The organism is Kribbella sp. NPDC023855, from assembly GCF_040639475.1.
GTDB lineage: Bacteria > Actinomycetota > Actinomycetes > Propionibacteriales > Kribbellaceae > Kribbella.
The window spans coordinates 567899-594397 of sequence record NZ_JBFAAA010000004.1 but is presented as its reverse complement, the minus strand read 5'-3'; the positions used below and the strand labels follow the sequence as shown (position 1 = coordinate 594397).

Annotated in this window: 28 protein-coding genes; 12 read left to right on the top strand and 16 right to left on the bottom strand. The window is 68.5% G+C overall.

Translation table 11 applies throughout. The features are described from left to right. Positions 1-28 precede the first annotated feature (28 nt). On the bottom strand, positions 29-832 hold the full coding sequence (locus tag AB0F51_RS18015; RefSeq protein WP_360281133.1) for an ABC transporter permease: 804 nt from the start codon (positions 830-832) through the stop codon (positions 29-31). Beyond that, the gene (locus tag AB0F51_RS18010; protein WP_360281131.1) at positions 829-1728 is read right to left on the bottom strand and encodes an ABC transporter ATP-binding protein; all 900 of its coding nucleotides are present in this window, start codon (positions 1726-1728) and stop codon (positions 829-831) included. Before AB0F51_RS18010 ends, AB0F51_RS18015 begins: the two co-directional genes overlap by 4 nt. A 128-nt stretch (positions 1729-1856) precedes the next feature. Between AB0F51_RS18010 and AB0F51_RS18005 the strand changes: the two genes are divergently transcribed. Together AB0F51_RS18005 and AB0F51_RS18000 are read left to right on the top strand one after the other, a co-directional pair. Further along, positions 1857-3029: a histidine kinase gene (locus AB0F51_RS18005; protein WP_360281129.1), complete on the top strand. Its 1173-nt coding sequence runs from the start codon at positions 1857-1859 to the stop codon at positions 3027-3029. Beyond that, on the top strand, positions 3026-3697 hold the full coding sequence (locus AB0F51_RS18000; protein ID WP_360281127.1) for a response regulator transcription factor: 672 nt from the start codon (positions 3026-3028) through the stop codon (positions 3695-3697). Before AB0F51_RS18005 ends, AB0F51_RS18000 begins: the two co-directional genes overlap by 4 nt. Before the next feature lie 19 nt (positions 3698-3716). Here AB0F51_RS18000 and AB0F51_RS17995 read toward each other — a convergent pair whose 3' ends face one another. From AB0F51_RS17995 to AB0F51_RS17980, 4 genes are all read right to left on the bottom strand, one after another. Continuing rightward, complete coding sequence (locus AB0F51_RS17995; protein WP_360281125.1) at positions 3717-5462, bottom strand: ABC transporter ATP-binding protein; 1746 nt, start codon at positions 5460-5462, stop codon at positions 3717-3719. Further along, a complete protein-coding gene (locus AB0F51_RS17990) occupies positions 5462-7126 on the bottom strand; it encodes an ABC transporter ATP-binding protein (protein ID WP_360281123.1) in 1665 nt (554 codons plus the stop codon). The genes AB0F51_RS17995 and AB0F51_RS17990 overlap by 1 nt, the downstream gene beginning before the upstream one ends. A gap of 75 nt (positions 7127-7201) precedes the next feature. Beyond that, positions 7202-7507 carry a hypothetical protein gene (locus AB0F51_RS17985; RefSeq protein WP_360281121.1) on the bottom strand — a complete coding sequence of 102 codons (306 nt, stop codon included), beginning with the start codon at positions 7505-7507 and terminating at the stop codon, positions 7202-7204. Positions 7508-7612: 105 nt separating this feature from the next. Further along, entirely contained in the window at positions 7613-8560 is a 948-nt protein-coding gene (locus tag AB0F51_RS17980; protein WP_360281119.1) for an ArsR family transcriptional regulator, read from the bottom strand. Positions 8561-8619: 59 nt separating this feature from the next. Here AB0F51_RS17980 and AB0F51_RS17975 point away from each other — a divergent pair, with 59 nt between their 5' ends. From AB0F51_RS17975 to AB0F51_RS17965, 3 genes are all read left to right on the top strand, one after another. Continuing rightward, the gene (locus AB0F51_RS17975) at positions 8620-9819 is read left to right on the top strand and encodes an MFS transporter (RefSeq protein ID WP_360281117.1); all 1200 of its coding nucleotides are present in this window, start codon (positions 8620-8622) and stop codon (positions 9817-9819) included. A gap of 76 nt (positions 9820-9895) precedes the next feature. Next, complete coding sequence (locus AB0F51_RS17970) at positions 9896-11059, top strand: YbdK family carboxylate-amine ligase (protein ID WP_360281115.1); 1164 nt, start codon at positions 9896-9898, stop codon at positions 11057-11059. Beyond that, entirely contained in the window at positions 11056-11703 is a 648-nt protein-coding gene (locus AB0F51_RS17965) for a HemK2/MTQ2 family protein methyltransferase (protein WP_360281113.1), read from the top strand. The genes AB0F51_RS17970 and AB0F51_RS17965 overlap by 4 nt, the downstream gene beginning before the upstream one ends. Here the strand turns inward: AB0F51_RS17965 and AB0F51_RS17960 are convergent. Then, a complete protein-coding gene (locus AB0F51_RS17960; protein WP_360281111.1) occupies positions 11675-12040 on the bottom strand; it encodes a hypothetical protein in 366 nt (121 codons plus the stop codon). The genes AB0F51_RS17965 and AB0F51_RS17960 overlap by 29 nt on opposite strands. Positions 12041-12060: 20 nt before the next feature. Next, entirely contained in the window at positions 12061-12597 is a 537-nt protein-coding gene (locus AB0F51_RS17955; protein ID WP_360281109.1) for a hypothetical protein, read from the bottom strand. A gap of 138 nt (positions 12598-12735) precedes the next feature. Between AB0F51_RS17955 and AB0F51_RS17950 the strand changes: the two genes are divergently transcribed. Together AB0F51_RS17950 and AB0F51_RS17945 are read left to right on the top strand one after the other, a co-directional pair. Beyond that, entirely contained in the window at positions 12736-13773 is a 1038-nt protein-coding gene (locus AB0F51_RS17950) for a hypothetical protein (protein ID WP_360281107.1), read from the top strand. Positions 13774-13856: 83 nt separating this feature from the next. Then, on the top strand, positions 13857-14597 hold the full coding sequence (locus AB0F51_RS17945) for a lipoate--protein ligase (protein ID WP_360281105.1): 741 nt from the start codon (positions 13857-13859) through the stop codon (positions 14595-14597). A gap of 75 nt (positions 14598-14672) precedes the next feature. On the opposite strand, the gene AB0F51_RS17940 is transcribed toward AB0F51_RS17945, so the two are convergent. Further along, positions 14673-15146, bottom strand: coding sequence for a GNAT family N-acetyltransferase (locus tag AB0F51_RS17940; protein ID WP_360281103.1), 474 nt, complete (start codon positions 15144-15146; stop codon positions 14673-14675). Between the two features lie 88 nt (positions 15147-15234). On the opposite strand from AB0F51_RS17940, the gene AB0F51_RS17935 reads away from it, so the two are divergent. Further along, the gene (locus AB0F51_RS17935) at positions 15235-16188 is read left to right on the top strand and encodes a pyridoxal-phosphate dependent enzyme (RefSeq protein WP_360281101.1); all 954 of its coding nucleotides are present in this window, start codon (positions 15235-15237) and stop codon (positions 16186-16188) included. Between the two features lie 9 nt (positions 16189-16197). On the opposite strand, the gene AB0F51_RS17930 is transcribed toward AB0F51_RS17935, so the two are convergent. After that, positions 16198-17100: a LysR family transcriptional regulator gene (locus AB0F51_RS17930; protein WP_360281099.1), complete on the bottom strand. Its 903-nt coding sequence runs from the start codon at positions 17098-17100 to the stop codon at positions 16198-16200. Between the two features lie 83 nt (positions 17101-17183). Here AB0F51_RS17930 and AB0F51_RS17925 point away from each other — a divergent pair, with 83 nt between their 5' ends. Beyond that, complete coding sequence (locus tag AB0F51_RS17925) at positions 17184-18419, top strand: MFS transporter (protein ID WP_360281097.1); 1236 nt, start codon at positions 17184-17186, stop codon at positions 18417-18419. Between the two features lie 53 nt (positions 18420-18472). Here the strand turns inward: AB0F51_RS17925 and AB0F51_RS17920 are convergent, their stop codons facing one another. Beyond that, entirely contained in the window at positions 18473-18718 is a 246-nt protein-coding gene (locus AB0F51_RS17920) for a hypothetical protein (protein ID WP_360281095.1), read from the bottom strand. Positions 18719-18901: 183 nt separating this feature from the next. Between AB0F51_RS17920 and AB0F51_RS17915 the strand changes: the two genes are divergently transcribed. Then, complete coding sequence (locus AB0F51_RS17915) at positions 18902-20134, top strand: RNA polymerase sigma factor (RefSeq protein WP_360281093.1); 1233 nt, start codon at positions 18902-18904, stop codon at positions 20132-20134. On the opposite strand, the gene AB0F51_RS17910 is transcribed toward AB0F51_RS17915, so the two are convergent. Together AB0F51_RS17910 and pta are read right to left on the bottom strand one after the other, a co-directional pair. Continuing rightward, positions 20131-21324 (bottom strand): acetate kinase, encoded by a 1194-nt coding sequence (locus tag AB0F51_RS17910; protein ID WP_360281091.1) that lies wholly within the window; start codon positions 21322-21324, stop codon positions 20131-20133. The two genes, AB0F51_RS17915 and AB0F51_RS17910, sit on opposite strands and share 4 nt — an antisense overlap. Beyond that, positions 21321-23426, bottom strand: a complete 2106-nt coding sequence (pta, locus tag AB0F51_RS17905) for a phosphate acetyltransferase (protein WP_360281089.1) — start codon at positions 23424-23426, stop codon at positions 21321-21323. Before pta ends, AB0F51_RS17910 begins: the two co-directional genes overlap by 4 nt. Positions 23427-23505: 79 nt before the next feature. On the opposite strand from pta, the gene AB0F51_RS17900 reads away from it, so the two are divergent. Beyond that, positions 23506-23736, top strand: coding sequence for a hypothetical protein (locus AB0F51_RS17900; RefSeq protein ID WP_360281087.1), 231 nt, complete (start codon positions 23506-23508; stop codon positions 23734-23736). 44 nt (positions 23737-23780) lie between these two features. Here the strand turns inward: AB0F51_RS17900 and AB0F51_RS17895 are convergent, their stop codons facing one another. Then, the gene (locus AB0F51_RS17895; protein ID WP_360281085.1) at positions 23781-24515 is read right to left on the bottom strand and encodes an endonuclease/exonuclease/phosphatase family protein; all 735 of its coding nucleotides are present in this window, start codon (positions 24513-24515) and stop codon (positions 23781-23783) included. 27 nt (positions 24516-24542) lie between these two features. Next, a complete protein-coding gene (locus AB0F51_RS17890) occupies positions 24543-24929 on the bottom strand; it encodes a DUF6766 family protein (protein WP_360281083.1) in 387 nt (128 codons plus the stop codon). A gap of 136 nt (positions 24930-25065) precedes the next feature. On the opposite strand from AB0F51_RS17890, the gene AB0F51_RS17885 reads away from it, so the two are divergent. Next, a complete protein-coding gene (locus AB0F51_RS17885) occupies positions 25066-25260 on the top strand; it encodes a hypothetical protein (RefSeq protein ID WP_360281081.1) in 195 nt (64 codons plus the stop codon). Here AB0F51_RS17885 and AB0F51_RS17880 read toward each other — a convergent pair. After that, positions 25255-26484: a cytochrome P450 gene (locus tag AB0F51_RS17880; RefSeq protein ID WP_360281079.1), complete on the bottom strand. Its 1230-nt coding sequence runs from the start codon at positions 26482-26484 to the stop codon at positions 25255-25257. The two genes, AB0F51_RS17885 and AB0F51_RS17880, sit on opposite strands and share 6 nt — an antisense overlap. Positions 26485-26499 lie beyond the last annotated feature (15 nt).

Sequence of the window (26499 nt, the reverse complement as noted above, 5' to 3'; positions counted from 1 at the left end):
GGTACGGAGTCGGTCGGACATTTCGAGGTCAGGCGGACTTGACCTCGCGGCGGAGCAGCCGCAGCAAGCCGAGGACCAGGGGAACCAGGACCCAGATCGTGCCCGCGACCGCGATGTGGGCCCAGTCGCCGGACTTGAAGGTCTGCTGCTCGAAGGTCGGCGCCATCGCGGTGTTGAGATCGAGCCACGGGGCGACCTTGCCGAGCGAGTCGACCATCGAGAACAACACGTTCCACGCGATCGGGATCACGTAGTACAAGACGATCGCGGCGGCGGTGTTCATCAGCAGCATGCCGAAGGCGAAGCCCTGGACGATGCCGATCAGCTGCAGCGCGAAGAAGTCACGGACGTTGGCGGCTCCGACGTTCCACGTTCCGGCGCCGTCCAGGAAAACCATGCCGGCCACGTTGCTGATCGCCGCGACGCCGAGCGCCACGCCGACCGCGAGCAGGCCGACCAGGGTCACCGCGACCAGCTTGGCGACGGCGACACGGAGCCGGCTCGGTTCGAGGGTGAAGGTGACCAGGCCGGTGCGCTGACTCCACTCGGCGGTGACCGCGAGGATGCCGAGCACCGGAAGCAGGATGCTCTGCGGGGTCGCCGTCGCGCCGACGAAGTTGATGAACGTCAACTGGTCAGGATCGGCGACGAACAGGAACACGGCGATGACGGCGACCGTGATGAGGCCGATGGCGGTCAACAGCCAGAAGCCTGCCCTGGTGTCGACGAGCTTGCGCAGTTCGACCCGCAGCAGCCGGCCGAAGGGTACGGCGGTCACCCCTGGATCCGGGGAGACGGTGAAGTCGAACGGTGCGTGCGTTGTGGTGGTCATGAGGTGGCCTTCTCTCGTGCGTCGTCGGCGGTGAGCTGCAGGAACATGTGCTCGAGCCCGGCGCTGTCCGCGCCGCGCAGTTCGGTGACCACGACGCCGTACTGCGCTGTGACCGTGGCGACCTGCTCGCGGCTGGCCTCCACGACGTACGCGCCGTCCGGGGTGGTCCGGTAGCTGAAGCCGGCCGCGTCGAAACAGTGGCCGAGGGCAACCGGTTCGAGACCGCGGACCAGCGTGCCGGCCGCGTTCAGCAGGTCAGCTTTGCTGCCGTCGGCAACGATCACGCCGCGGCCGATGACGACCAGGTGGTCGGCGATGATCTCGATCTCGTGCAGCAGGTGCGAGGACAGCAGCACCGTTCCGCCCCGGTCGGCGAAGTTCTTCAGCAGGCCGCGCATCCAGTGGATCCCGGCCGGGTCGAGGCCGTTGGCCGGCTCGTCCAGGATCAGCACCTGGGGATCGCCGAGCAGGGCGTGCGCGATCCCGAGCCGTTGCCGCATGCCGAGGGAGTAGTTGCCGACCCGGCGGTCGCCCTCGCCGGACGACAGCCCGACGACGTCGAGCAGCTCGTCGACCCGTTGCTTGCGAAGCCCCATCAGGGTCGCACCGAGACGCAGGATCTCCCGGCCGGTCCGGCCGTTGTGCTGGGCGGAGGCGTCCAGCAGCACCCCGACGTGGCGGCCCGGGTTGGGGAGGTCGGCGTACGGTACGCCGAGAATCGTGCTCCGGCCCGACGACGGTGGCGTCAACCCCGTCATCATCCGCATCGTGGTCGACTTGCCCGCTCCGTTGGGTCCGAGGAAGCCGGTGACCGATCCGGGCCGGGCCCGGAACGACACCCGGTCGACGGATTGGTGTGCGCCGTACCGCTTGCTGAGTTCTTCGACTGTGATCATGAGATCGAGCCTGGGCCCGGGCACCACCTCCGCACATCAGCCGCAGTGCTAAGAGCCGCGAACCACGGGCTAGACCTGCCCATACCGTGGTAGGGGATCTCTGCCTTTCAGCGCGGCGGTCCCGTACGGTGAGCAAAGTGGACGCCTACCAGATCGCGCCACCACTTCCGCTGAGTCGCTGGCAGTCGACGTGGCGCTACCTCTTCGCCTCGAGCTGCGGCCTCGTCTTCTGGACGGCGACCCTCGCCAACGCCTACGACTGGACTTTCCGGCCCTACTTGGCCTTCGATCTCCTCCTCGGCACGATCAGCGTCGTAGCGATGCGCTGGCGACGCAGTCACCCGCTGGCCGTCGCCCTCCTGGCCGCCGCGATCGGAGGTGTGTCGGCCGCCGCCTCGGGCGCTGTGGTCGTCACCGCCATCTCCCTGGCAACCCGGCGCAAGTGGCGAGAGATCGTCCCGCTCGCCGTCGTGGGTGTCGTCGCCTCGGTCGTGTACTTCGCAACGCAGCCCGGGCAGGCCGCCGTGGTGATCTCCGTGCTGTTCACGATCGTGTTCAACAGCGCGATCATCGCCACCGGCATGTACATCGGCGCACGCCGGGACCTCCTGGCCACGTTGCAGGAACGGGCCGACCGCGCGGAACGCGAGCAAGGCCGGCGGGTCGAACAGGCCCAGTCCACCGAGCGAACCCGGATCGCTCGCGAGATGCACGATGCGCTCGCACACCGGTTGTCGTTGGTCGCACTCCACGCCGGCGCGTTGGAGTACTGCCGCGAACTGACCGACGACGAGGTGGCCACCGCGGCCGCCATCACCCGGCAAAGCGCCCACCAGGCGTTGCAGGACCTGCACGAAATACTCGGAGTACTGCGAACGCTCGAACCGGGTACTCCGCCGGAGCGGCCGCAGCCCACGTTGCTCGACCTCCCCTCACTCGTTCGGGAGGCCTTGGGCGCCGGCACCAAAGTGCGGTTGGACAACCGGATCGGCGATCTGGCCGGCGCACCCGACGCGATCGGGCGCAGCGCGTACCGGATGATCCAGGAAGGCCTGACCAATGCCCGCAAACACGCTCCCGACACCACCGTCGACGTCACCCTGACCGGCCGGCCCGGAAGTCGGCTGGAGCTCGAGATCCGCAACCCGCTCCGGGTCGGCGCTCCGGCCGGGACCACCCCGGGATCCGGCCTCGGCCTGCTCGGACTGACCGAACGGGCCGAGCTGATGGGTGGCCGGCTCGAGCACCGTAGTACCGACGGGAACTTCCTGATCCGCGCCTGGCTGCCGTGGCCGGCGTGAGTTCGGCCGACGCACCGATCCGGATCGTGATCGTCGACGACGACGCGCTGGTCCGGACCGCGCTGGCGATGATCCTGCGCAACGACGCCACCCTCGAGGTGGTCGGTGAAGCCGACGACGGCGATAGCGGCCTCGACCTCATCGACCAGGTTGCGCCGGACGTCGTACTGATGGACATCCGGATGCCCCGGATGGACGGCCTCGAAACGCTCGGCAGGCTGATGAACCGGCCGGCCCCGTGCCGGGTGATCATGCTGACGACGTTCGACGCCGACGACCACGTACTGCGGGCGCTGCGCGACGGAGCCAGTGGATTCCTGCTCAAGCACACGCCACCCGCGCAGATCGTCGAAGCCGTCCACCGGGTCGCGGCCGGGGACCCCATGCTCTCCCCGAGCGTGACCGCGCAACTCATCACCCAACTGCGCGAGGCCGAACCCGAACCCCGGCGAATGCTCGAGGCGCGGTCACTGGCGATGACCCTGACCGAGCGGGAACGCGACGTCGCCATCGCGGTCGGCGAAGGCAAGGTCAACGCCCAGATCGCGGAACAGCTCTACCTCAGCATGGCCACCGTCAAGGCCCACGTCTCCCGCATCATGGTCAAGCTCGCCGTCACCAACCGCGTCCAGCTCGCCAACCGGGTCCACGACGCCGGCCTGCTCTGACCGGGTGTCACTTCGCGGGTCAGCCGTCGTGCCAGGTGCGCCAGAGGTCGGCGTACGTGCCGCCTGCTGCGACCAGCTCGTCGTGCGAGCCGAGTTCGACGATCCGGCCATCCTCGAGAACCGCCACGCGGTCGGCGTCGTGGGCGGTGTTGAGTCGGTGGGCGATGGCGATGACCGTGCGTCCGCTCAGCACCGAGGCCAGCGAGCGCTCGGCGTGCCGTGCGGTGGTGGGGTCGAGCATCGCGGTCGCCTCGTCGAGGATGAGTACCTGCGGGTCGGCCAGCACGATCCGGGCGAGCGCGAGTTGTTGCGCTTGGCCCGGATCGAGTTCTAGTGCGCCGTCACCCAGCTCGGTGTCCAGGCCGTCGGGCAACGTGTTCAGCCACTCGGCATTTACGGTCTGCAAGGCGGACAGCACCTCGGCATCGGTCGCGTGCGGCGCGGCGAGGATGAGGTTCTCCCGCAGAGTGCCCACGAACACATGGTGTTCTTGAGTCACCAGAGCCACCCGCTTGTGACGCTCGATCGGCTCCAGCTCGCTCACCGGTACGCCGCCGACGGTGACCCGCCCGGAGCGGGGTGGATCGATCCCCGCGATGAGCCGCCCGAGAGTCGACTTGCCCGCGCCGGACGGACCCACTAGCGCTAGCCGCTCCCCCGGCCGCACGGTCAGATCAATGTCGTGTAGGACATCTCGATTCCGGTACGCGTACCGGACGCGCTCCACGCGAATCGTCTCCCCTTGCGGGGTCTGGCTCGTAACACTGGCCGCGGCCCGAACCTCCGCCACGCCGGTCAACCGGGCCAGAGAAGCCCAGCCGCTCTGCAGCTGCTCGGCCCACTGCAACACCTTGTCCAGCGGATCAACCATCTGCCAGAGGTACAGCGTTGCGGCGATGACCGTGCCGAGAGTGACCCATCCCTTGCCATGGAGCAGACCACCGATCAGCAACACCAGGACGACCGGAAGAGTGTGCGAGAAGTCGACCACCGGGAAGAAGACCGTACGCAGCCGCAAGGAAGCGCGTCGCCGGGCGAACGCCGCGCCCACGCTGGAGTCTGCCGCCGCGATGCGCTGCTCGGCCAGGTCCAGCGCCTCCACGGTCCGCGCCCCTTGCGTGGTGGACGCCAGCTCCTGCGTCATCACCGACATCGCCTCGCCCTCGGCCAGGTACGCCGACCGTGCCCGCCGCAGGTACCACCGGGTGATCCCGACGAGTACCGGTACGCCGACCAGCCCGCACGCGCCCAGGACCGGATCGAGGAAGAAGATGGCGCCGAGGATCACCAGGACCTGCAGTCCGGAGATGAAGATCTCGGGTACTGCGTCGCGGGCGGCGGCACCGATGTTGGGGACATCCACCGCGCTGCGGGTCATCAGCTCACCGGTGCCCGCCCGCTCGACCAAGGAGACCGGAAGGCGCAAGGTGGACTCGACGAAGTCCTCCCGCAACCGGGCCAGGATGCGATCGCCGAAGCGGTGCCCGGCGTAACGGGCCAGGGTGGTCAACAGCATTTGCAGCAGGACGAAGCCGCCGATGATCAGCGCGTACTTGTCGATGGTCGAGACCGAGATGCCGGTGCGGACGCCGTCGACGATGCGGCCCATCAGGTAGGGCGCGGCCAGGCCTGCGAGTGTGGCCAACAGGTAGAGGGCGACGACAACGACCAGCGCCCACTTGTCCTGCCGCAACAAGCCGAGCGTCACTCGCCGTACCTGCGCCGACGACGCGATCGGCAGCTTGCCGGCGGTCTCCGTGCTCATCAGCCCTCCGCCCGGTCGAGTTCGTCTTCGTCGGCGAGGGAGCGGGAGACCATCGCGCGGTAGTCGGGGTGGGTGGTCAGCAGGTCGTGGTGGGTGCCGATGGCAACTACTTTGCCGGCGGCGACGAAGGCGACGGTGTCCACGTGGTGCAGCACGATCGGCGAGGTGCTGGCGATGATGGTGGTCCGTCCGGCTCGCTGCCGCGCCACTCGGCGTACGATCCGGGTTTCGGTGTCGGCATCGACCGCGGAGGTCGGCTCGACCAGGATCAGGATGTCCGGGTCGACGGCAATCGCGCGAGCCAGCCGCAGTCGCTGGCGCTGGCCTCCGGACAGATTGCGGCCCTGAGCATCCACGACCGCGTCCAACTCTCCCTCGCCGAGGCTCATCACGACGTCGTCCGCTGAAGCGGCCTCCAGCGCCGCCCAGAGCTCGGCATCGGTCCGCGACCGACCGGCCTGCAGAACGTCGCGGACCGTGCCGGCGAACAAATACGAGTCGTTCGTCGACAGCAGGCGTCGCTGATTGCCGGCCAGCCGCTCGGTGATGGCGATGGCGTCGGAGGGATCGGCGGCGGCAAGGCCGAGCAGCCGTCCGCCGGGTGCCCGCAGCCCTGAAACCTGGTCGATCAGATCGGTCGTTGCGGCAGGGTCCGACGGAAGCGAAGCATCCGGGTTCAGGTTGAGCACGTCGATGATCCGCCGGGCGGCGACCCGGCCGCGGGTCAGGTCGTAGGCACCCTCGATGAAGAACGACACCGGAACGACGAGCATCGCGACGTATCCGTAGACCGCGACCATCTCGCCGACCGTGATGTCGCCGGACGCGGCCATCCGGGCCGACAACCAGATCACCACGGCCAGGAACACAGCCGGCAGACCGACCGCCAGGGCCTGGATCCGGCTTGTCACGGCCCCCACCCGATACCCCTCGGTCACCAGCGCGCGGGAGCGCTCCTGATAGCGCCGGGCGAAGATCTCCCGGCCGCCGACGCCTGCCAGGATCCGCAGTCCCGCCGCGATGTCGTTCGAGCGGGTGGTGAGCATCCCCTGCTGCGTGCGATAAGACGACTCGGCCCTCTCCAGGCGAGTCAGCAACGGCCCGATCAGCAAGGTGATGGCCGGTACGCCGAGCAGCACGACGGCTGCCAGCAAGGGCGAGGTCGTCCACAAGAGCACCGCCACCACGACGTACGCGATGACCGCGCCGACGCCCGGTCCGGTGATGGTGAGCACCATCGCAACCTGCCCGATGTCAGTGGTTCCGGCGCTGACCACCTCACCGGAAGCGAACTTCCGCGCCAAGGTCGCGCCCAGCCGAGCGATGTGCCGGCTGAGCACTTCCACCGTGCGGAAGGAAGCGTCCGCACGGATGAAGGTCATGGTGCGATGGCGCAGGATCCCCAGCGTCGCGTTGAGCGCACCCGCCGCGGCGATCGCCAGCACCCAGGCGGCCAGAGCACCGAGATCGTCGTGTCGCAGGCCGTCGTCGATGGCCCGCGAGATCAGGTACGGCGGCAAGATCAGCCCGACCGTCCAGGCCGTCCCGAGCAGTGCGCCCAGAGACACCCGCCCTGGTTGACACTTGACCAGCCAGAGCAGGTACCGCACAGGACTCCGGGTATCGGGAACTCCGACGGTCTGGTGCGGGATCGTCAGCGGCACACGCCGAAACCTACCCGGAGGCCTCTCCCTGCACCGCAGGGCGGGTACCGCCGGCGCGTGCCGCCAGGCGGAAACTCAGCGGGCGCAGTGCCAGCTCACGAACGAGACGGTCTGCTGGGTGTAGAAGGTGGTGTCGAACCGCGCCCGTCCCGGCTCGTTGGTCACGTTGTTGATCCGCCAACTGCCCAGCCGGCCGTCGTTGCTGCCTCCGGTGAGGACGTAGCCGGGGTACCAGTAGGACGGGTTGGTACAGAAGCGTTCATGGGTGTGGAAGTTCGGAGCATCCGGACTCTCGTTGGCGGCACTGGCGGGAAGAACAGTGAAAGCGGCGGCGAAACCGGCGATGGTGATCGCGGTGGCCGCGCGGCTGAGTGATCTCATCGAAGCCCTGACCTTTCGTGTCGGTGCTTGGGTCCATCGATCAAACACACCCGCACACGCAGGACGCCAACACTGCAATGCTGCTCTAAGTGACCGCCTGGTTGCTCAACTGCCCGCGGCGACTGCCTGGCCGGTTGTGGTTTGCCAGTAGAGGACCTGGCGGCCGGAGCGACGGCGTTGCAGAAGGCCTGCGTCGGACAGCACGCGGAGATGGTCGGCGACCGTTGCCAGGGAGAGGCCCGTGGCGGCCACCAGTGCCGTCGTACTGATCGGTGCTGCGGCCTCCACCAGGATGCGGGCGCGGTTTCGTCCGAGCAGCCGGACCAGTGGTTCGGCCAGGGGCTTCACGGCGGCGAAGATGCCCGCGACCGGATAGCTGAGCGCGAAGCGGTCCGGCAGGCGCCAGCTGACGTTGACGCCGCGGCTGTGGGTCGCGATGAAGATCAGGTCCCGGCCCCGGATGTCGGTCGGCGGGAAGTCGGAGCGGTTCACCTGCAGACGACCGTCACCGAGCCAGCGCACGTCCGGCCCGAGCCCCCGCAGTACGCCGGACCAGCCTTGTTCGCTGAGCCGTGAGGTCCGGGAGACGATGTCTGCCTGGAGCACCCGGTGCCGTCGCGGCCAGTCCGCCTCGACCGTCTCCGACCAGATCCAGCGCAGCAGCTCGGCCGCCTGCCGGGCGAGTCCGGTGCCCTCGGCAAGTACTGCGGGGAGCGGCGACCGGACGACGGCCAGGTCGGCGCGGATCTGCTCGTCCGGAACCTCGCTGAACGGCCGCAGCTCGTCCTCGAGCTCGAGGTTCGGCGCCAGCGGCGGGACGGTGAGGAAGTCGGCGGTCCATCGCTTGCCGAAGGCCCCTTCCACCAGGGCGTGCCAGACCGGATGCGCGGCCAGTTGCGCCTCGTACGCCGGCCGGTGGGTGTCCCGCCAGGTCCGGTACCACGGCTTCGACGGCTCGCGCAGCATCTTCAGCGCCGAGACCGTCTCGGTCAGCTGCGACGTGCCGAACCGGGCGTTCGCCAGCACGTCCGCGTCGACGATGAACTCCGCCATGTTTCGCCTCCATCCGAAACTGTAGGCGTCCGGCCCAACCCGGGCGAGTCTGTTCTGCCATGAGCACCTATCGCGAAATCTTCCGGCTCCGCGAGTTCCGCGGGCTGTGGATCAGTAGTGCCCTGGGCAACGCCTCGGCCACCATGACCAGCCTCACGCTGGCCATCGTGGTGAACGCCGAGACCGGCTCGGCCCTGCTCTCGGCGCTGATCATGTTCGGCCCGTCGCTGGCCCACGTACTCGGCGCGTCCACCCTGATGTCGGCGGCCGACACCGCCCGGCCGCGGCGGATCCTGGTCGTGCTCGCCACCGTTTCCACCGCTGCCGTGGTCGCCCAGGCAGCCTTCGACCTCAACTCGGCGGCCCGGCTGCTGCTGACCTTGGGCGTCGCGTACGGCCTCTCGATCGCCTCCGGTGTCCGGTGGGGACTGCTGAACGAGGTGGTGGATCGCGACCAGTTCGTGCTGGGCCGCTCGGCGATGAACCTCTCGGTCGGCGCGATGCAGATCGCGGGGTTCGGTGCGGCCGGGCTGTTGCTGCAGACGTTCGAGCCGGCCGAGGTCTTCTGGCTGGCGGCAGCCTGCTCCGCCCTGACCATCCCCGTACTGCGCTTCGGTCTCGCCGACCGGGCACCGCGCAGGCTCACCGCGACCAGCCCGCGCGAGACGTGGCGTGGCAACCGGATCCTGCTCGCCCAGCCGACCACCCGGCCGCTTCTGCTCGCCCTGTGCATCCCGAACGGCCTGATCGTCGGCTGCGAAGCACTCTTCGTCCCGTACGCCGGTTCGGCCGCCGGACTCCTGCTGGCGGCCGGCGCGGCCGGGATGATGTCGGGCGACCTGGTGATCGGCCGCTTCCTCACCCCGGCCCGGCGACTGAAGGTCAGCATCTATCTCAGGATCCTGCTCGCCGTCCCGTTCCTTGCCTTCGCCATCGACCTCCCGATCGGCGTCCTGGCGGCACTGGTTGCTCTCGGCAGCATCGGGTACTCCGCGTCGCTGTCGCAGCAAGAGCTCCTCGTCGAGGCCACGCCCTTCGAGTTGCGCGGCCAGGTGCTGGGGCTGGAATCCGCGCTCCGGATGACCACGTTCGGGGTGTGCGCAGTACTGGCTGGTGCTGCCGCTGATCTGGCGGGCTCCGCTGCGATCATCACTGTCTTCGCCGCACTGTCGCTGATGGTCTCGCTGGCCCTCACCCGTCCGCTGAGTCGCGTCGCCGCGGGAGCCGGACGGCGATTGGTTTCACAGCCGGGAGGGTAACGGAGAACCAAGGTTCAGAGAGGAGCCCCAGGATCGGCGCCACCCGGTGTGCGCCCGGCCAGTACAAGAGGCTCCCGTGACCGACGCCAACCCCACCCACCTCCCACCGGTACTACGCTCGCGCGAACCCGCCGCCGGCATACGGGGTGGGGCGCCGGGCGGGCGGGCTTTCGATGCCGAGCAGCTGCGGGAGTTGTTCTCGGGGACTGTGGCAGGGACGGTCGGGTTCGAGGAGGAGCTGCTTTTGGTGCAGCGGGCAACGTGGTTGCCTGCGGATGCGGGTGGTTTGGTGGCTGGGCTTGGGGATCTGCGGGTGAAGCGGGAGTTGCCGGCTTGTCAGGTTGAGATCGCTACCTCTGTCCACAAGGACGTGGCTGACGCCGTTGAGGAGTTGCGGGGGTGCCGGGCGCTCGTCGCCGCCGCCTGCGGGCCCGAGCTGGCTGTCATCGCCGCGCCTGTCCATCCTCTCCTCGACGGGCCCGTCCCCCTCTCAACCAGCGAGCGCACCGAAGGACTCGCGGCTCGCTACGGCGACGTCATCCACCGGCAGCTCGTCTCGTCCCTGCAACTCCACCTGGCCTTCGGCGACGCCGACTGCACGCTGGGCGTCTACCACGCACTGCGGAACCTGCTCCCCGAGTTGGCCGCGCTCGCCGGGGCCTCGCCGTTCATCGGCGGTCGAGACACCGGCCTCTGCTCGGTGCGGCCGGTGATCGCCTCCGGACTCCCCCGCCAAGGCGTGCCTCCGATCATCGACTCGTGGGAGCAGTTCGCAGACGACCTCGCCTGGATCGCCCGAGGCGGCGCCGATTCCTCGGAATGGTGGTGGGAACTCCGGCCACACCTCCGCTACGGCACGTTGGAGCTGCGCGTCCTCGACGTCCAGGCGACCACGGATCGCACCAGCGCGATCGCCCACTTCGTCTACGCGCTCGCCGCGATGCTCGCAGAGCACCATCACCTCGGCCGACTCCAACCACCCGCGCCGACGTGGAGAATCGCCGAGAACCGATGGGTTGCGCTGCGCGACGGCGTACGGGGTGAACTGCTGGACCTCCGGACCGGCGAAGCGCGACCGGCCCGCCGCTGTCTCCACGACCTCATCGACGCCGCCGAGCCGTACGCGGACGGCAGCCTGGACGACGTACGGGAGTTGGTCGATCACCCACCGGTGGAGCAGCTTCGAGCGCTCGGCCCTGACTCTGTTGTCCCCTGGCTCGCGGAGGTGTTCACCGCATGAAACTGCTGACCCTTCCGGGCGTCTTCGCGCCCATCTCCGACTCGTGGATGCTCGCCGACGCGATCCGCCAGGAGAACCTCGGCCCGGGCTCGCGCGCGCTCGACGTCTGCACCGGCAGCGGGCTGCTCGCGATCACCGCGGCAACCTGCGGCGCGGCCAGTACGGCGATCGACGTCTCGCGGCGGGCCTTGCTCACCGTGCGACTCAACGCGGCCCGGCACGGTGTCCGCGTCCGGACCCGCCGGGGACGGACCTTCGAACCCGTGGCCGGTGAGCGGTTCGACCTGATCGTGAGCAATCCGCCGTACGTGCCGTCACCCAGAGCGGATCTCCCTCGCCGTGGACCGAGCCGGGCGTGGGAGGCGGGTCACGACGGCCGGCTCATCCTCGATGCACTCTGCGACAAGGCTCCCGCCCATCTTCTTCCTGGTGGCGCGCTTCTGCTCGTGCACTCCTCTCTCATCGGCACGGACGCCACCCTGGATCGGCTGCGTCGCGGCGGCCTGGTCGACGTCGAAGTACGAGAGCGGGTGCGGGGACCGCTGGGCCCGCTGATGCGAGCGCAACAAGCGGCCGGGATGATCCCGGCCGGCATCGACGAGGAGGATGTGGTGATCATCCGAGCGTGCGCTCCATCGGCGTGAGCCGTTCGCGGGTTCCGTCGAGGTCGAAGCGCATCGGCTCACCGCGACTCTCCGACTCCCATCCGGCGGCAAGGCCGAGCCGGACCAGGCGGGCGACCAGCGCCGAGGTGACGGGCGTCAGGTCGAACACCTCGGCTCGACGGTCGTCCGGGGTGGTGATGATGGGTCCGAAGTTGAGCCACGGATCGTCGAAGGCGACCCGGACTTCCAGCTGCCGATAGCGCACGGACCCCCGCCGCCAGATCCGCACCACCACGTGGCCGGGATCGAGATGACGGACCACCCATTGGTAGTTGACGTCGTCAACGGTCAGTTTCCGTACACGCGCGCGAGCCACGGACGCACAGTACAAGCGGTTCAGTAGCTGGGGACTTCGAGGCGGAGTCTGATGAGCTGCGCGTCGCTCCCGCCGCAGGTCGGTGGGAGGCGGACGTCACTGGGTTGCTTGATGCGCGTGCTCACGTCGTACCAGAGAATGCTCGTGGCGATGCAGTTCGCCAGACTCTCCACGTTCTCCAGGATCGACTCCGGCCAGGCGGTCCGGTCCAGGACCGCCAGGAACTGCCGTTCGGCCGCGAGCAGTTCGATCGCGTCCTGGCGCAGGACGTCGACCGGCGCCGAGGCCTTCAGGTCCGCGTCGAACTTGGCCAACGCCAGGTTGCGCGGCCGGACCGCGGTGACGAAGACGTTGGCAGCCTGCTTGGCGCTCAACGCGGCCGACGTCGGCCGCGGCCGCGGAGTGGTCGGTACGGGCGTGAACGTGGCGGTCGAGGTGGCGGTCGGCGTCGGACGTGGGCGGACTGTCGGAGTGTTGAGATCGTCCGTGGGGCCGTCACCACCACACCCGGTGGAGAACAGCATCATCGCGACGACCACTACGGTCTTCACCCTCATCGCGGCCCCTGTTCGCCTACTTGCCCACGATAGACGGTGAAGTCAACCTTTTCGCCTTTCCTCGAAGAGCTTTTGCCACTCGCCGCAAGCTGCCACGCTTTCCGGATTCGTTGTCATTGTGCCTGGGGGGAAATTCGCATGATTCGGAAATGGGCCGCGCTCGCGGCCGGCACGACTCTTCTTGTCACCACTGTCCCGGCCGTTGCGCAGGCGGCGAGGGCGACGGTCGAGGCGACTTGCGCCAGATCGGTTCTCGCGCTTCCGGCCGACTCTTTGCCCGGCTCGAGCGCGGCCCGTACTGCGGATCCGTCCGGCCGCTATCTGCTCGGCGAGGCGAATCGGGAGGGGCGTCAGCACGGCCAGCCCGTCCTCTGGGTGGACGGTGTCCCCCGCTGGCTCTCGTCCCGGCAGGAAGACGGCGAGTCGTTCGCGTACTCCGTGGTCGAGGGCGGGCTCGTCGTCGGCAGCACCTACGCTCTGGACGGCACGGACCACTGGATCTACTCCGCGACGACCGACTCGTACCGGCTGCTCAAGCCGCCGCCGGGCCTGCAGATCTCTCAGCTCACCGGGATGAACAAGCGGCAGGACATCGCCGGGCTGGCCTGGGACGAAGGTCTCGGACGCCAGGTGCCCTTCGTCTGGCCGGCCGGTGGGCAGCCGCGGCTGCTCGCAGTACCGGCTGGTCACGAGGTTTTGTATCTCGATGACATCTCCGACGAAGGGCTGATCGTCGGGAGGTTCACGCCGCCCGGTGGTGGGATTGCGACGAGCTACCTGTGGAAGTCCTATGGCGCGCAGCCGGTCCGGCTGCGCGGCGTTCACACGAAGACGGTGTGGGCGCGTGACATCGAGGGCCAGTGGATCGCCGGTGAGGAGATCGGCGGAGCGGATGCGACCGGTCTGATCTGGAACACGCGGAGTCCGCGGATCGTCCAGGTCGAGGAGGGTGTGGTCGACCTGAACAGTTCCCGCGATGCAGTCACCGCGGGGACCTTGGGTGTGCCGAACACCTATACCTCGTTGGTGATCCGCAGCGACGGCACGAGGATCGAGTTCCCGGAGGGCACCTTGCTCTCGCACATCTTCGAACGCACCAACAAGCTGACGGCCGCCGGCTACCACATCACCGAGTCGGGTCTGCCTGAACCGGTGGTCTACGCCTGCACCGACTGACCCTGATCTCCGGCAGCAGCCGCACCCGCGACGTACGGGTTCGGCTGCTGCCGGGTCGAGGTGTTTCGGCTGCGGGTGGGACGATGGGTGTCGTGCAGGTGTTCTCGGGGCCGGTGGGTGAGCCCGCGATGGAGTTGGCGGTGGCGAACGCGCTGGTACGGCGTGCTTCCGCCGGTGAGTTGACCGAGGCGGTGCGGCTCTACCGGCCGGCCGAGCCGGTGCTCGTCTTCGGTCGGCGCGACACGCGTCACCGGGGCTTCGAGGCCGCAGTACGGGCTGGTCGTGAAGCCGGCTTTGTGCCACTCGTCCGGGCGGTTGGTGGGCGGCCGGTCGCCTATACGTCCGAGGCGCTCGTGATCGACCACGTTCGGCATGACCCGCGCGCGGCGGAGGAGCAGGAGCGGCGGTTCAAGGCGTTCGGGCAGGTGATCGCCGACGAACTCCATTCGCTCGGCATCGACGCCAGGGTCGGCGAGGTGCCCGGTGAGTACTGCCCCGGTGCGCAGAGCATCAACGCGCGCGGCGCGGTCAAGCTCGTCGGCACCGGTCAGCGGGTGGTCCGTGAAGCCTGGCTGTTCAGCTCGCTGACGGTGATCGGCGACGACGAGCGGATCAGGTCGCTGCTGACCGAGGTGTATGCCCACCTCGAACTCCCCTTCGATCCAGCCACCGTCGGCTCCCTCTCGACCGAACGCCCCGACCTGACCGCCTCCGCCGTGGAAGCACACTTCCACACCGCGTACGCCGCCGGAATCCCGCCATCTCCCCTCGACCAGCCAACCCTCAACCTTGCCGCGTCCTTCGCCACCGACCACCAGATCTGACACCGCGGCCCTTCCGGTGGCGCCGGGCGACTGCGCTGCGTTACGGTCCGAGAGACCGCAAGAAGTAGACCTGCGTTAGCCGAGTTCGTAGTACAGGTCGTAGTTGGGGAGGTTTTGGCCGCGGATCCAGTTGTCGGGGTTGGATCGCTCGACCTTGAAACCGTAGCGCTGGAAGGCTGGAAGTGCGGTGCGGCTGGCGTGCGTGTGCAGGCGCGACAACCCGAGTTGACGTGCCTTGGTGATGACCGCTTCGACCAGCGCGCGGCCCACACCGCGGCCGCCCGCCTCGGAGTGCACGAACAGCATGTCGAGCAGGCCATCGGCCGTTACATCGCTGAACCCGACAACTCGGCTATCGATCGTGGCCACGAACGTGTGAGCTGCCAGCCGCCGTTTGTTCCACTCCACCAGATCGACCGACTCCGGCGCCCACGCGGCGACCTGCTCCGCCGAATAGTCCTTCACCGCTGTATCGCGAATCGCCCGGAAGTAGGCCTCCCAGGTCGCCTGCGCGTCGGCCGGTTCGTACGCACGAATGATCACGGTCACGGCCCCACGCTACCCGGCGAGAGGCCTTGGCCTGGGGGAATATCTACACTTCGGTGCGCGGGCTCCGGCGAGGTGAGGGTGGGTTGGGATGAGGCTGGATCTGGCGAGGGTGTTGGCGGCGCGGGGGCAGATCAGTCGGGAGTTCGTAGAGACGCCGCAGTACGAGTGCGAGGCGTTGGGGGAAGTGCTCGGGTGCCGGGTGGTGCTCAAGGTGGAGACGCTCAATCCCGTTCGCTCGTTCAAGGGGCGGGGCACCGACACGGTTCTCGCTCGGCTGCAAGAGCGTCGTACTGCGGACGCTGTCGTCTGCGCGAGTGCGGGGAACCTTGGTCAGGCGGTGGCCTTCGGCGGGCGGGCGCGTGGGATCGGTGTCACGGTTGTTGCCTCGGCGGCGGCGAATCCCTTGAAGATCGAGCGCATGAAGACGTTCGGGGCCGACGTGGTGCTGGTCGACGGTGAGATCGAGGCGGCCCTCGCAACGGCGGAGCGGATCGCCGCTGACACCGGCGCGTTCTTGGTTGAGGACAGCAAGGACATCGGTACTTGCGAGGGCGCGGCAACGATCGGGGTCGAGCTCTCGGAGTTGCCGGGTGCGCTGGACGCAGTACTGGTCTCGCTCGGTGCCGGTGCGATGGCTTCCGGGGTTGGCTTTGCACTGAAGAATCTGCGCAAGGGCACCGAGGTCATCTGCGTCCAGCCTGAGCAGGCACCGGCGATGACCCTGGCATGGCGAGCGGGCCGGCCGGTCGAGGTCGGGGCGCCTGCCACCATCGCCGATGGCGTCGCGGGGCGGTACGTCATCCCCGAAGTACTCGACGATCTGTTGGCGGTGACGGACGACGCTGTGCTGGTGACCGAAGCCGGCATCGTCGAGGCGATGCGTCTGCTCTACCTGCACGCCGGTCTCGTCGTCGAACCGGCCGCGGCGTTGGGGGTTGCTTCGATCCTGGAAAGCAATGGCCGCTTCAGTGGCAAGACCGTCGTCACAATCCTCTGCGGCAGCAATGTGACGCCAACAGACTTCGCCCACTGGATCCGCTGAACTGCAGGGTTAGGCCTGGTGGGGTTGAGCGGCTGAGACTTCGGCAGCGATATCGGTGGCGATCTCGATCGCTCGGTCGGCCAGTGGGGAACGGGTGGTTCTGGCCGGCCAATGGAGGTAGATCCCGCGGGTGGGGGCGGGGCGCAGTTCGTGGATCGCGAGCCGCCCGTCGGAGCTGACCTCGGAGCCGTGCAGGGCGAGCCACGGCAGCACCGCCCAGCCGAGCCCGGCTCGCACCATCGCCAGGATCGCCTCGTTGCCCGGAGACCGGAAGACGATGCGCGGGCGTGCCCCGCCGTCGGCGAGTGCCCGGTCCATCCACGGCTTGTCACAGCTCACATGGCAGCCCACCATCGGCTTGTCGTCGAGCAACTCCAGTCCGACCGGGCCGTCGGGAAGGTCGCCCGGCCGGGTCACCAGCAGGTAGGGGTCGTCGACCAGCTTGAGGTGCTCGACCTCACCCTCGATAGGCCGGTCGTGGAAGAGCAGGTCCAGCTTGCCGATCTCTGGATCAGGAGGCGTTTCGCACAGTCTGATCTCGCACCCGGGATGCTCGTCGCGCAGCCGGCTGACGAGCGACGGCAGGATCACGTTGGAGACGCTCTGGAAGGTGCCGATGTCGATCCGGCCGTCACCGGCCTGGAACCGGTCGACGGCCTCGACCAGCGCCTGGGCCCTCTCCAGCAGCTCGCGTCCGTGTTCGAGGACAACCGCGCCGAGCGGGGTGATCCGCACCGGCCGGGGTCCGCCCGGGCGCTCGAACACCGGGCCGCCGACCGCCTTCTCCAACGCGGCGACCTGCTGGCTGATCGTCGACTGTGTGTAGCCGAGCCGTCCGGCGGCCCGCCCGAACGTGCCCTCTTCGACGATGGCCTCCATCGTCGCCAAATGCCGTAGCTCCACCTCGACCATGAGGCCAAGCATAGCCCTGACCGATTGCTTTCATCGAAAACAATCGCTTTTCACGATGCGCCCGCGCCCATAGCGTCGAAGACATGACAACCCACGGCACCGCGGCAGCTGTTCGGCCGGCGATCGAGTCCCGGCCGGCGACGCAGTCGAGGCCTTCGAGTCTCGTCTGGGCACTCACCGCCACTCACTTCGTGAGCCGGGCCGGCGGGGTGGCACGGGTGTTCCTCGTGCTCTACCTGACCCAGGAGCGTGGACTGTCGGCGACGACGGCCGGTGCGGTGATCGCGGCGGTGGGCGTCGGAGACATCGGCTCCCAACTGCTGGGCGGCTGGCTCGGCGACCGGATCGGCCGGCGTACCACGATGCTGCTCGGGTTCCTGGGCACGGCCGTCGCGCTGATCGCGCTCGGCTCGGCGGAATCTATCGTGGCGATCTCCGCTGCGGCTGTCGGCGTCGGGCTGATGGCCGAACTGTTCCGCCCGGTGGGATCGGCGGCCGTGGCGGACCTGCCGGAAAAGGAGCGGCTCCCAGCGTTCGGTTTGCTCTTCTGGGCGGCCAATCTCGGCTTCACGATCTCGACGGTGGCCGCTGGAGTCTTGGTCCGGCAGGGGTACGGCATCTTGTTCTGGTTCAACGCCGGGGCCGCGCTCCTCGCGGCGCTGATCGTGTGGCGGCGCGTCCCCGAGACCCGTCCGCCGGTGCAGAAGACAACCCGCCGCGCGTTGCTGCCGGTCCTCCTGCGCGATCCCGTCATGCTCGCGATGGCCGCGATCCACATCGTCTACTTCACGTTGTTCCTGCAGGCGTTCTCGACGCTTCCGCTGGTGATGACCGGCGACGGACACGGTCCCGGAACCTTCGGTGCGGTGCTCGCCCTCAACGGCATCGTGATCGTCCTCTTCCAGCCGGTCGCCGTACGGCTGCTCGACGGCCGCGACACCGCGCGCATCCTGGCGGTTTCCATGCTGCTGGCCGGCGTCGGCGGCGGATTCGGTGCTGTTGTCCACAGCAACGTCGGCTATGTCGCTTCCGTTCTCGTGTGGACGCTCGGCCAGATCGGTGTCTCCGTCATGTTCGGCGCCACCTTCGCCGGGATCGCGCCGGCCGACCTCCGCGGCCGGTACATGGGCATCGCGTCCACCACCTGGAGCCTCGGCGCAGTACTGGGCCCACTGCTCGGTACTGCGCTGCTCGACCACGCCGGACGCACCGTCCTCTGGGCAACCTGCTTGGCAATCGGGGTAGCCCTGTTCGCCACCCAACTCGCCGTCGCCCCAGCCCTACGCCGCCGCACCGCCGAACTGAGTGCCTCCCACTGACCCAGCCGCTGCGCGTGGGCGGGCTGGCAGCGGCTGGGTGGGGGGTTCGGCGGTCAGTTCCACCAGTAGAAGTGGTAGCCGCCGCCTCGGTAGTAGATCTTGCTGACGATGTAGTTCTTGACGAAGCCGTACTCGAACCACTGCAGGTGGCACTTGTCGAAGTCGTAGCCACACGAGACCTGGCCCTCCGCCTGGGTCCCGGTGCCTGCGGTGGACTGTGCGTTCGCCGTCGTCGCACCGCCGGCGACCACCGCTGCCACCATGGCCAGTGCCGCAACCGTTCGCGTAATGGGTTTCATGAGGTGATTCCGCCCTTTCACTCTCAACTTTGCCCTGCGCAACCTTGTTACGCCTTGTGTTTCGCCCAGTACCCTCTGCAACAACTGCTAATCGCCCTCGAAACAGTTGAAAGATGTCGATGCGGTGGTGTCGGATCGGGGCAGCGGTGTTCGTAGCAGGAGTAAAGCAACCGGACCACAGGAGTGATTCGTATCGACACAGAGCAGGCGCTCGTCCGGGTTCACCACGAGGAGTGGGCGCGGGTGGTCGCTTCTCTCACCAGGCGTTTCGGCGACCTCGACATCGCCGAGGACGCCGCTGCCGAGGCGTTCGCGACGGCTGTCGAGCGGTGGCCTGCCGACGGCGTACCGCCCAACCCCGGCGCCTGGCTGACCACCACCGCCAACCACAAGGCCATCGACCGGATCCGGCGCGAGAGCAAACGCGACGACAAGCACAGGGAGGCTCAGATGGTGTACGACGACGATCCGCCCGAGCCGCTCGGTGCCATCGACGACGATCGGCTCCGCCTCGTCTTCACCTGCTGCCACCCGGCACTGGCGCTGGAGACCCGCGTGGCGCTGACCCTGCGGATGGTCGGTGGTCTGACCGTGGCCGAGATCGCCCGTGCCTTCCTGGTGCAGGAGACGGCGATGGGCCAGCGGATCACCCGCGCGAAGGCCAAGATCAAGGCGGCCCGCATCCCCTACCGGGTGCCGGCGACGGCGGACCTCCCGGCCCGCGTCTCCGGCGTACTCGCCGTGCTGTTCCTCGTCTTCAACGAGGGCTACCTGGCCACCGGCCCTGACTCCGATCCGGTCCGTCATGAGCTGACCGCCGAGGCGATCCGGCTCACTCGCCTGATCCGCGGCCTGATGCCGCAGGACGGCGAGGTCGCCGGGCTTCTGGCGCTGATGCTGCTCACCGAAGCCCGCCGTACGGCGCGGATCTCGGCCGACGGCAAACTGGTCCCCCTCGGCGAGCAGGACCGCGGCGCCTGGGACCCCGAACTGATTGCCGAGGGCCATCAGTTGGTCCGCGAGCGGCTGGCCACCGGGATGCGTCCGGGGCGCTACCAGATCCTCGCGGCGATCAACGCCGTCCACACCTCCGCGCGCGACGTCCGCGACACCGACTGGTCGCAGATCGTTGCCCTGTACGACCAACTCGTCCGGCTGGACCCGTCGGCGATCGTCGTCCTCAACCGGGCGATCGCGGTTGCCGAACTCGACGGCCCGGACGTGGCGCTGGCCACCGTCGACCGGCTGGAGGAGAAGCTGGCCGGCTACCACGCCTACCACGCGACCCGCGCTGACTTCCTCCGCAGGCTGGGCCGCAGCCAGGAGTCGCGCGCGGCGTACGACCAAGCCATCGAACTAGCCGGCAACACCGCCGAGACCGCCTACCTCACCCACCGCCGCGATCAACTGGCTTAGCGGCGCGTGAGGGCGACGGCTTCGCGGGCGATCTGCCACTCCTCGTTGGTCGGGATCACCAGGACGGAGACCGGGCTGTCGTCGGCGGAAACGGTGCGAGCTTCATCGGAGGAAGCGTTGTTGCGTTCGGCATCGACCGTGATGCCGAGCGCTTCCAGTCCGGCCAGCGAGGCGGCCCGAACGGCCGGCGAGTGCTGGCCGACCCCCGCGGTGAAGACGATCGCGTCGACCTTGCCCAGTACGGCGTAGTACGCGCCGACGTACTTCTTGAGCCGGTAGCAGTAGACGGCGAAGGCAAGTTGCGCCCGCTCGTCGCCTGCCGCCTGCCGACGGGTCAGCTCGCGGAAGTCGTTCTCCCCAGCCAAACCCTTCAGCCCCGACTCGAAGTTGAGCTGGTGATCGATCTCGTCCAGGGACCGGCCGGTCTCGCGGGCCAGATAGGCATGGATCGCCGGATCCAGATCACCCGACCGCGTGCCCATCACCAGACCCTCGAGCGGAGTGAGACCCATCGACGTGTCCACCGACTCGCCACCCCGTACTGCGGTCACGGAGCACCCATTGCCCAGGTGCAACACGATGAGGTTCACCTCGGCCGGATCGCGATCGAGCAACCGCGCCGCCTCGGCCGACACAAAGGCGTGCGAGGTGCCGTGGAACCCGTACCGGCGAACGCCGTGCTCGGCGAGCCACTCCCGCGGAACCGCATACGTATAAGCCTCTTCAGGCAACGTCTGATGGAACGCCGTGTCGAAGACCGCCACCTGCGGCAACTCCGGGAACAGCCGGCGAGCCACCTGCATGCCCTCGACATTGGCCGGATTGTGCAAGGGAGCCAGCGGCACGAGTTCGTTGACCGCCGCGATCAGGTCGTCGTCGATCAGGACGGGATCAGAAAACCGCGCTCCACCGTGCACGACCCGATGGCCGACGGCCGCGATCTCCAGGTCGTCGAGCGACGGACCGTGCTTGCTAAAGGCATCGATCGCCGCGCGCAACGCGTCCTCGTGCGAGGCGATCGGCTGCGTTGTACGGGCCTCGCCCTGCGGGCCGTGGTGGCGGTGGATGCTTTCTTGTTCGCCGATCCGCTCGACCACGCCGGACGCGGCCGCCTTGCCGGAGGCCGCGTCGATCAGGCTGTACTTCAGCGAGGACGACCCTGCGTTGATGACCAGGACATGATCGTTCATCGGCCACTCCCCTGCTGGGCCTGGACGTGGGTCTGGATGTGGGCCTGGATGGCGGTGATCGCGACGGTGTTGACGATGTCCCGCACGGTCGCGCCGCGGGACAGGTCGTTGACCGGCTTCTTCAGCCCCTGCAGAACGGGGCCGACGGCAACGGCGTTCGCCGATCGCTGCACCGCCTTGTAGGTGTTGTTGCCCGTGTTGAGGTCCGGGAAGATGAACACGGTCGCCCGGCCGGCCACTGGTGAGTCCGGCAACTTCGTCCTGGCCACCGCCGCGTCGATCGCGGCGTCGTACTGGATCGGCCCTTCCACCAGCAGTTCGGGCGCGCGCCCGCGGACGATCGTCGTTGCCTTCGACACCTTCTCCACATCCGAACCGGTGCCGGAGGTCCCGGTCGAGTACGACAGCATCGCGACCCGTGGCTCGACGCCGAACGCCGCCGCGGTCGCCGCCGAGGAGATCGCGATGTCCGCGAGCTGCTCGGCGGTCGGGTCGGGGTTGACCGCGCAGTCGCCGTACACCAGCACCTGGTTCTGCAGGCACATGAAGAACACCGAGGAGACGACCGATACGCCGGGCAGCGTCTTGACCACCTCGAGGGCCGGCCGGATCGTGTGCGCGGTGGTGTGCACCGCGCCGGACACCATCCCGTCGGCCAGGCCGAGCTGCACCATCATCGTGCCGAAGTACGAGACGTCCTTGACCATCTCGCGGGCCCGCTCCAGGTCGACCCCGCGATGGCTGCGCAGCCGGTGGTACTCCGCCGCGAAGCGCTCGCCCAGCTCCTCGTCGTCGGTGCTGAGCACCCGGGCCGCCGAAATGTCCACGCCGAGGCTCGCCGCCTTCGCGCTGATCGCGACCGGGTCGCCGAGCAGCGTCAGTTGCGCCACGCCCCGACGGAGCAGTACGTCGGCCGCCCGCAGGATCCGCTCTTCGTCACCCTCGGGCAGCACGATGTGCTTGCGATGGGCAACCGCCTCGTCGATCAGCTGGTGCTCGAACATCAGTGGCGTCACCGCCGTACTGCGGGCGACGGCGAGCCGGTCCAGCAGCGCCGGCCCGTCGACGTACTGGTCGAAGAGCGCGAGCGCGGTGTCGATCTTGCGGGGAGTGTTCTTGGTCAGCCGGCCGCGGACGGCGGTCAGCGCGGTCGAGGCCGCGTACGTGCCGAGACCGGTCTCGATGATCGGCGTGGTGCTGCCGATCCCCTCGATCAGCCGCAGGATCTGCGCCGGCAACGCGAACCCGCCGTTGAGCACGATCGCCGAGATCTGCGGGAAGTTCTGCGACGCGTGCGCCATCAGGACGCCGACGACCACCTCCGGGCGATCGGCCGCCGTGACGACGAGGGCGCCTTCGAACAGCCGGTCCAGCACGTTCGGCATCGTCATCCCGGCGATCACGAGCCCGCTGACCTCGCGCGACAGCAACCCGGGGTCGCCGCTCAGCAACTGCCCGTCGACGGCCGTCATCAGGTCCGCCACCGACGGCGCACTGAGCAACGGCTCCTCCGGGATCGCGTACGCCGGTACGCCGACCCCATCGAGCGCGGTGACCGCCTGGGCGAGCTGGTCCTTCTGGACCCGGTTCGCGATGACGGCGAACAGCGACCCGTGATTGGCGGCCAACTCGGTGCCGGCCAGGTCGGCCAACGTGCGCAGGTTGACCGGGTCCTGGCCGGAGCCGTTGAGGACGAGCAGGACGGGTGCACCCAGGTTGGCCGCGATCCGGGCGTTGTAGGAGAACTCGGTCGGCGTACCCACGTCGGTGTAGTCGCTACCGAGGATCAGGACCGGGTCGCCCCGCTCGGCGATGTCGCGGTACCGCTGGACGATCCGGTCGAGCGCCGCGTCGGGGTCCTTGTGCACCTCGTCGTAGGTGACGCCGACACAGTCGTCGTACGACAGCGTCACGGCGTCGTGCGAGGTGAGGAGGTCGAGGACGTAGTCGCGCCCACCGTGCAGCGCGGCGTCGGGACGCACGATCGGGCGGAACACCGAGACCCGCTCGACCCGCCTGGACAGCTGCTGGAGCACCCCCAGCGCCACGGTGGACTTGCCGGTGTAACCCTCCACCGACGCGATGTACACGCTGCTTCCCATGCGATGAACCCTAGTCGGACGGCGGAGCGGGCAGGTTTACCGGCTGGGCACCGGGGCGGCAATCTGGAGGTGGTGTGCGATGAGTTTCGAACGTCCCGACCCGGACACGCACAAGACCGTCACTGACACCGAGCTGAACGAAGCGCTCGAGAACGACCAGGTCGACCAGACCCTGCTGGACGCCGACCGCATCGAGCACGACGACGGAGAACGCTCCCCCGGCCCCGTCCCGAACGAGGGCCGCCGCCCACCCCGCGAGCAAGACGTCACCTCCGGCGACGAGGGCAAGCCGATAGAACCCCCGGACTGACCTGTACTCCGGTACGCCGGGCCGCGCATCGGCGTACCGGGTGGTTAGTTGAGGACCGGGATGTCGGTGACCACGGCGTAGTGGTCTGAGGGTGGCGGGTCCGGTTCCGTGCCGACGATCCGGGCGCGGCAGCGGGGTTCGCGGTCCGCGTCCAGGGTGGCCAGGACGTAGTCGATGCGTTCGTCCTCGATCCACTCGCCCTTGCCCAGGTACGGGTTCTGGGAGCTGTAGGTGATGCCGGGATCGGGCCGGCAGTCGTGCAGTACCGAGAGCAGTCGCTTGATCTCCGGCCGGTCCGGCGGAGCGTTCAGGTCACCCGCCAGGACCACCGGGTCGCCGGACCTCGACAGCTCGCGCACGAGCTCGACCAGGGCTTCCGCCTCGGCCAGGCGCTCACGTTCGCGATCTTCCTCCCAGTCCAGGCACGTGTTCAGGAAGTGCAGCCCGCGCTCACCGAGCCGGATCTCCGCGCGCAACGCGATCGTCTCGTCGGTGAGGTGGTGCCGCTCGTACGCCGCGAACGGGTACCGGCTGAGGATCGCCAGACCGAGCTGGACCGAGGGGTCGGGATCCTGAGGCATCCGGGACGGCGCGTAGATCGACGACATGCCCAACTCGGCGCCGAGCACGTCCGACTGACGCAAGCCACCCGCGACCCAGCTCTCCTGCAGGGCCACGAGGTCCGGGCGGTTCGTGCGGATGGTCCTGGCGATCCTCCGTTGCCGCCACTGCCAGTTTCCGCCGAACCGCCCCCAGACGTTCCACGTCATGAATCGCATGAGATTCCGGTACCCACGACGCGGCGATCAATCTGTGCTGCTGTGCTGTCGTTCGAGCTGGCGGTTCAGCTTGTCGACCTTGGCTTCCAGCCGCTCCATGTCCTCGGCGTCGACCCGGAAGATGAGGTGCTTGGCGCCGAGCAGCAGGATCGCCTGGAAGACCAGCTGCAGCCACTCGCTCTGCCAGTTCTCGAACGTGCTGGCGAAGAAGTTGGTCAGGTAGTCGGCCCACTGGAACGCCTGCTGGTGCTCCTCCTGGTCGCTGCGGAACTCGCTGAGCTGGGTGAAGAACTGTCCCAGCCACGAACCGAGGAACAAGACGGCCAGCACGTAGACGGCGCCCCAACGGCGGGCGTGGCTTTCAGGTTTCTTGTTCGGCCGGGGATCCGGCTCCAACTCGTCATTCGGGTTCATGCCGAACCGGTACCCACTTGCGTTGCCGCAATCAACCACTGATCCGGTCACAGAGGGTGTTTGAACCCGGGGTACCGGTGGCGCGTCTTCGTCTTGCAGTAGGCGAAGCGCGAATCGCTGTGAAAGGCGAGGTCAGATGACCTTCGGTGGCGTTGACACCTACTACGACTACAACGAGAGACAGTGGCGCAGCCGGCGACTCGGCGGCGGCCCGGTCCGCAAGGGCCCGGCCTGCCCCCTCCCACCCCAACCCCAGTCGGAAACCCGCGGCAACCACGCCCCGTCCGACCAGAACCACGACGACCCCACCCCCGACTCCCCTGACTCATAGCCGACCCGGCAGCTTGAGGACGAAGCCGCTGGACAGGTGGGCTGGGAAGCGGCGGAGGGAGATGGAGAGGTCCTGGTCCGGTACTTCGTAGTTCAGGCGGGCGAGGCGGTGGCAGAGGGCCTCGAGGAGCGTGATGGTGATCATCTCGCCGGGGCATCGATGGCCTGTGCTCGGGTCGCCGCCGCCTTGCGGGACCAGCTCGTCGCGTTCCACCGGGTGTTCGAGGAACCGTTCCGGCCGGAAGGTGTCGGGATCGCCCCACAGTGCGGGGTCGTGGTTCTGGCCGTACAGGTCGAGCAGGACCAGCGAGTCTGTCCGGATCGCTTCGCCGCGCCAGGTCAGGTCGGTGACCGCGACGCCACCGACGAACGGTGCGAACGGGTAGTACCGGCGTACCTCGTGGACAAAGGCTGCCAGGTACTGCGGGTCGTCGCCGGCCAGGCGGTCCCGATGCTCCGGCCAGCGGTGCAACGCATGAGCCGCGTACGCCGTGAACCACGCGATGGCCACCGTGGGCCGGATGATGTTCAGCAGCTCGACAGCCGCGACGCGTGGCGACAGTAAGTCGCCGCCTGCGTCCCGATGCGATGCCACTACCTCGAGCGGTGAGCCCGCTGCGGGGAGGTGTTCCCCGGCGCGCACCTGCTCCACGAGGCCGGCAAGCCAGTCCTCGCAGCGCCCCCGCGCCCGCCGAGCCTGCCAGTGACGTCGTCCGAGCGAGCCGAACCCGTCCACCAGCGACACCAGGTCCGACGCCAGCGGACCCACCATGTCGTCCGTCACCGGAACCCCTGCCCACCGGCAGACCCCACGGGTGAGAATCCGGCTCGTCTCGTCGAAGAGAACCGTCTCGCCCGTCCACCGCGGAACAGCCTCGCCCCACGCGTCGGCGACCTGCTCGACCAGCGCGGCAACTGCTTTCGGGTCGGTCAGCAACGTCACGAACATGGACTTGCGGACCCGATGCATCTCGCCGTCCAGACCGTGTACACCGCCCTTGCCGAACAACGTCCCGCGGACCGGCTCGGGAAGAGCCCCGCCACGACGGACGTGCCGTTCGTCGTAGAAGAACCGCACCGCCTCCGGTCCTCGCAGCCCGACCGCCGGCTGACCCATGATCCGGGCCCGCGCGACCCCACCCGTACTACGGCGCGGCAACCAGCGATAGCCCTCCGCCAGCAGCCGGGCGGTGTCGTCCAAACGAGGCAGGCGAGGTGTCTTCACCGCCCTCAGGTACCC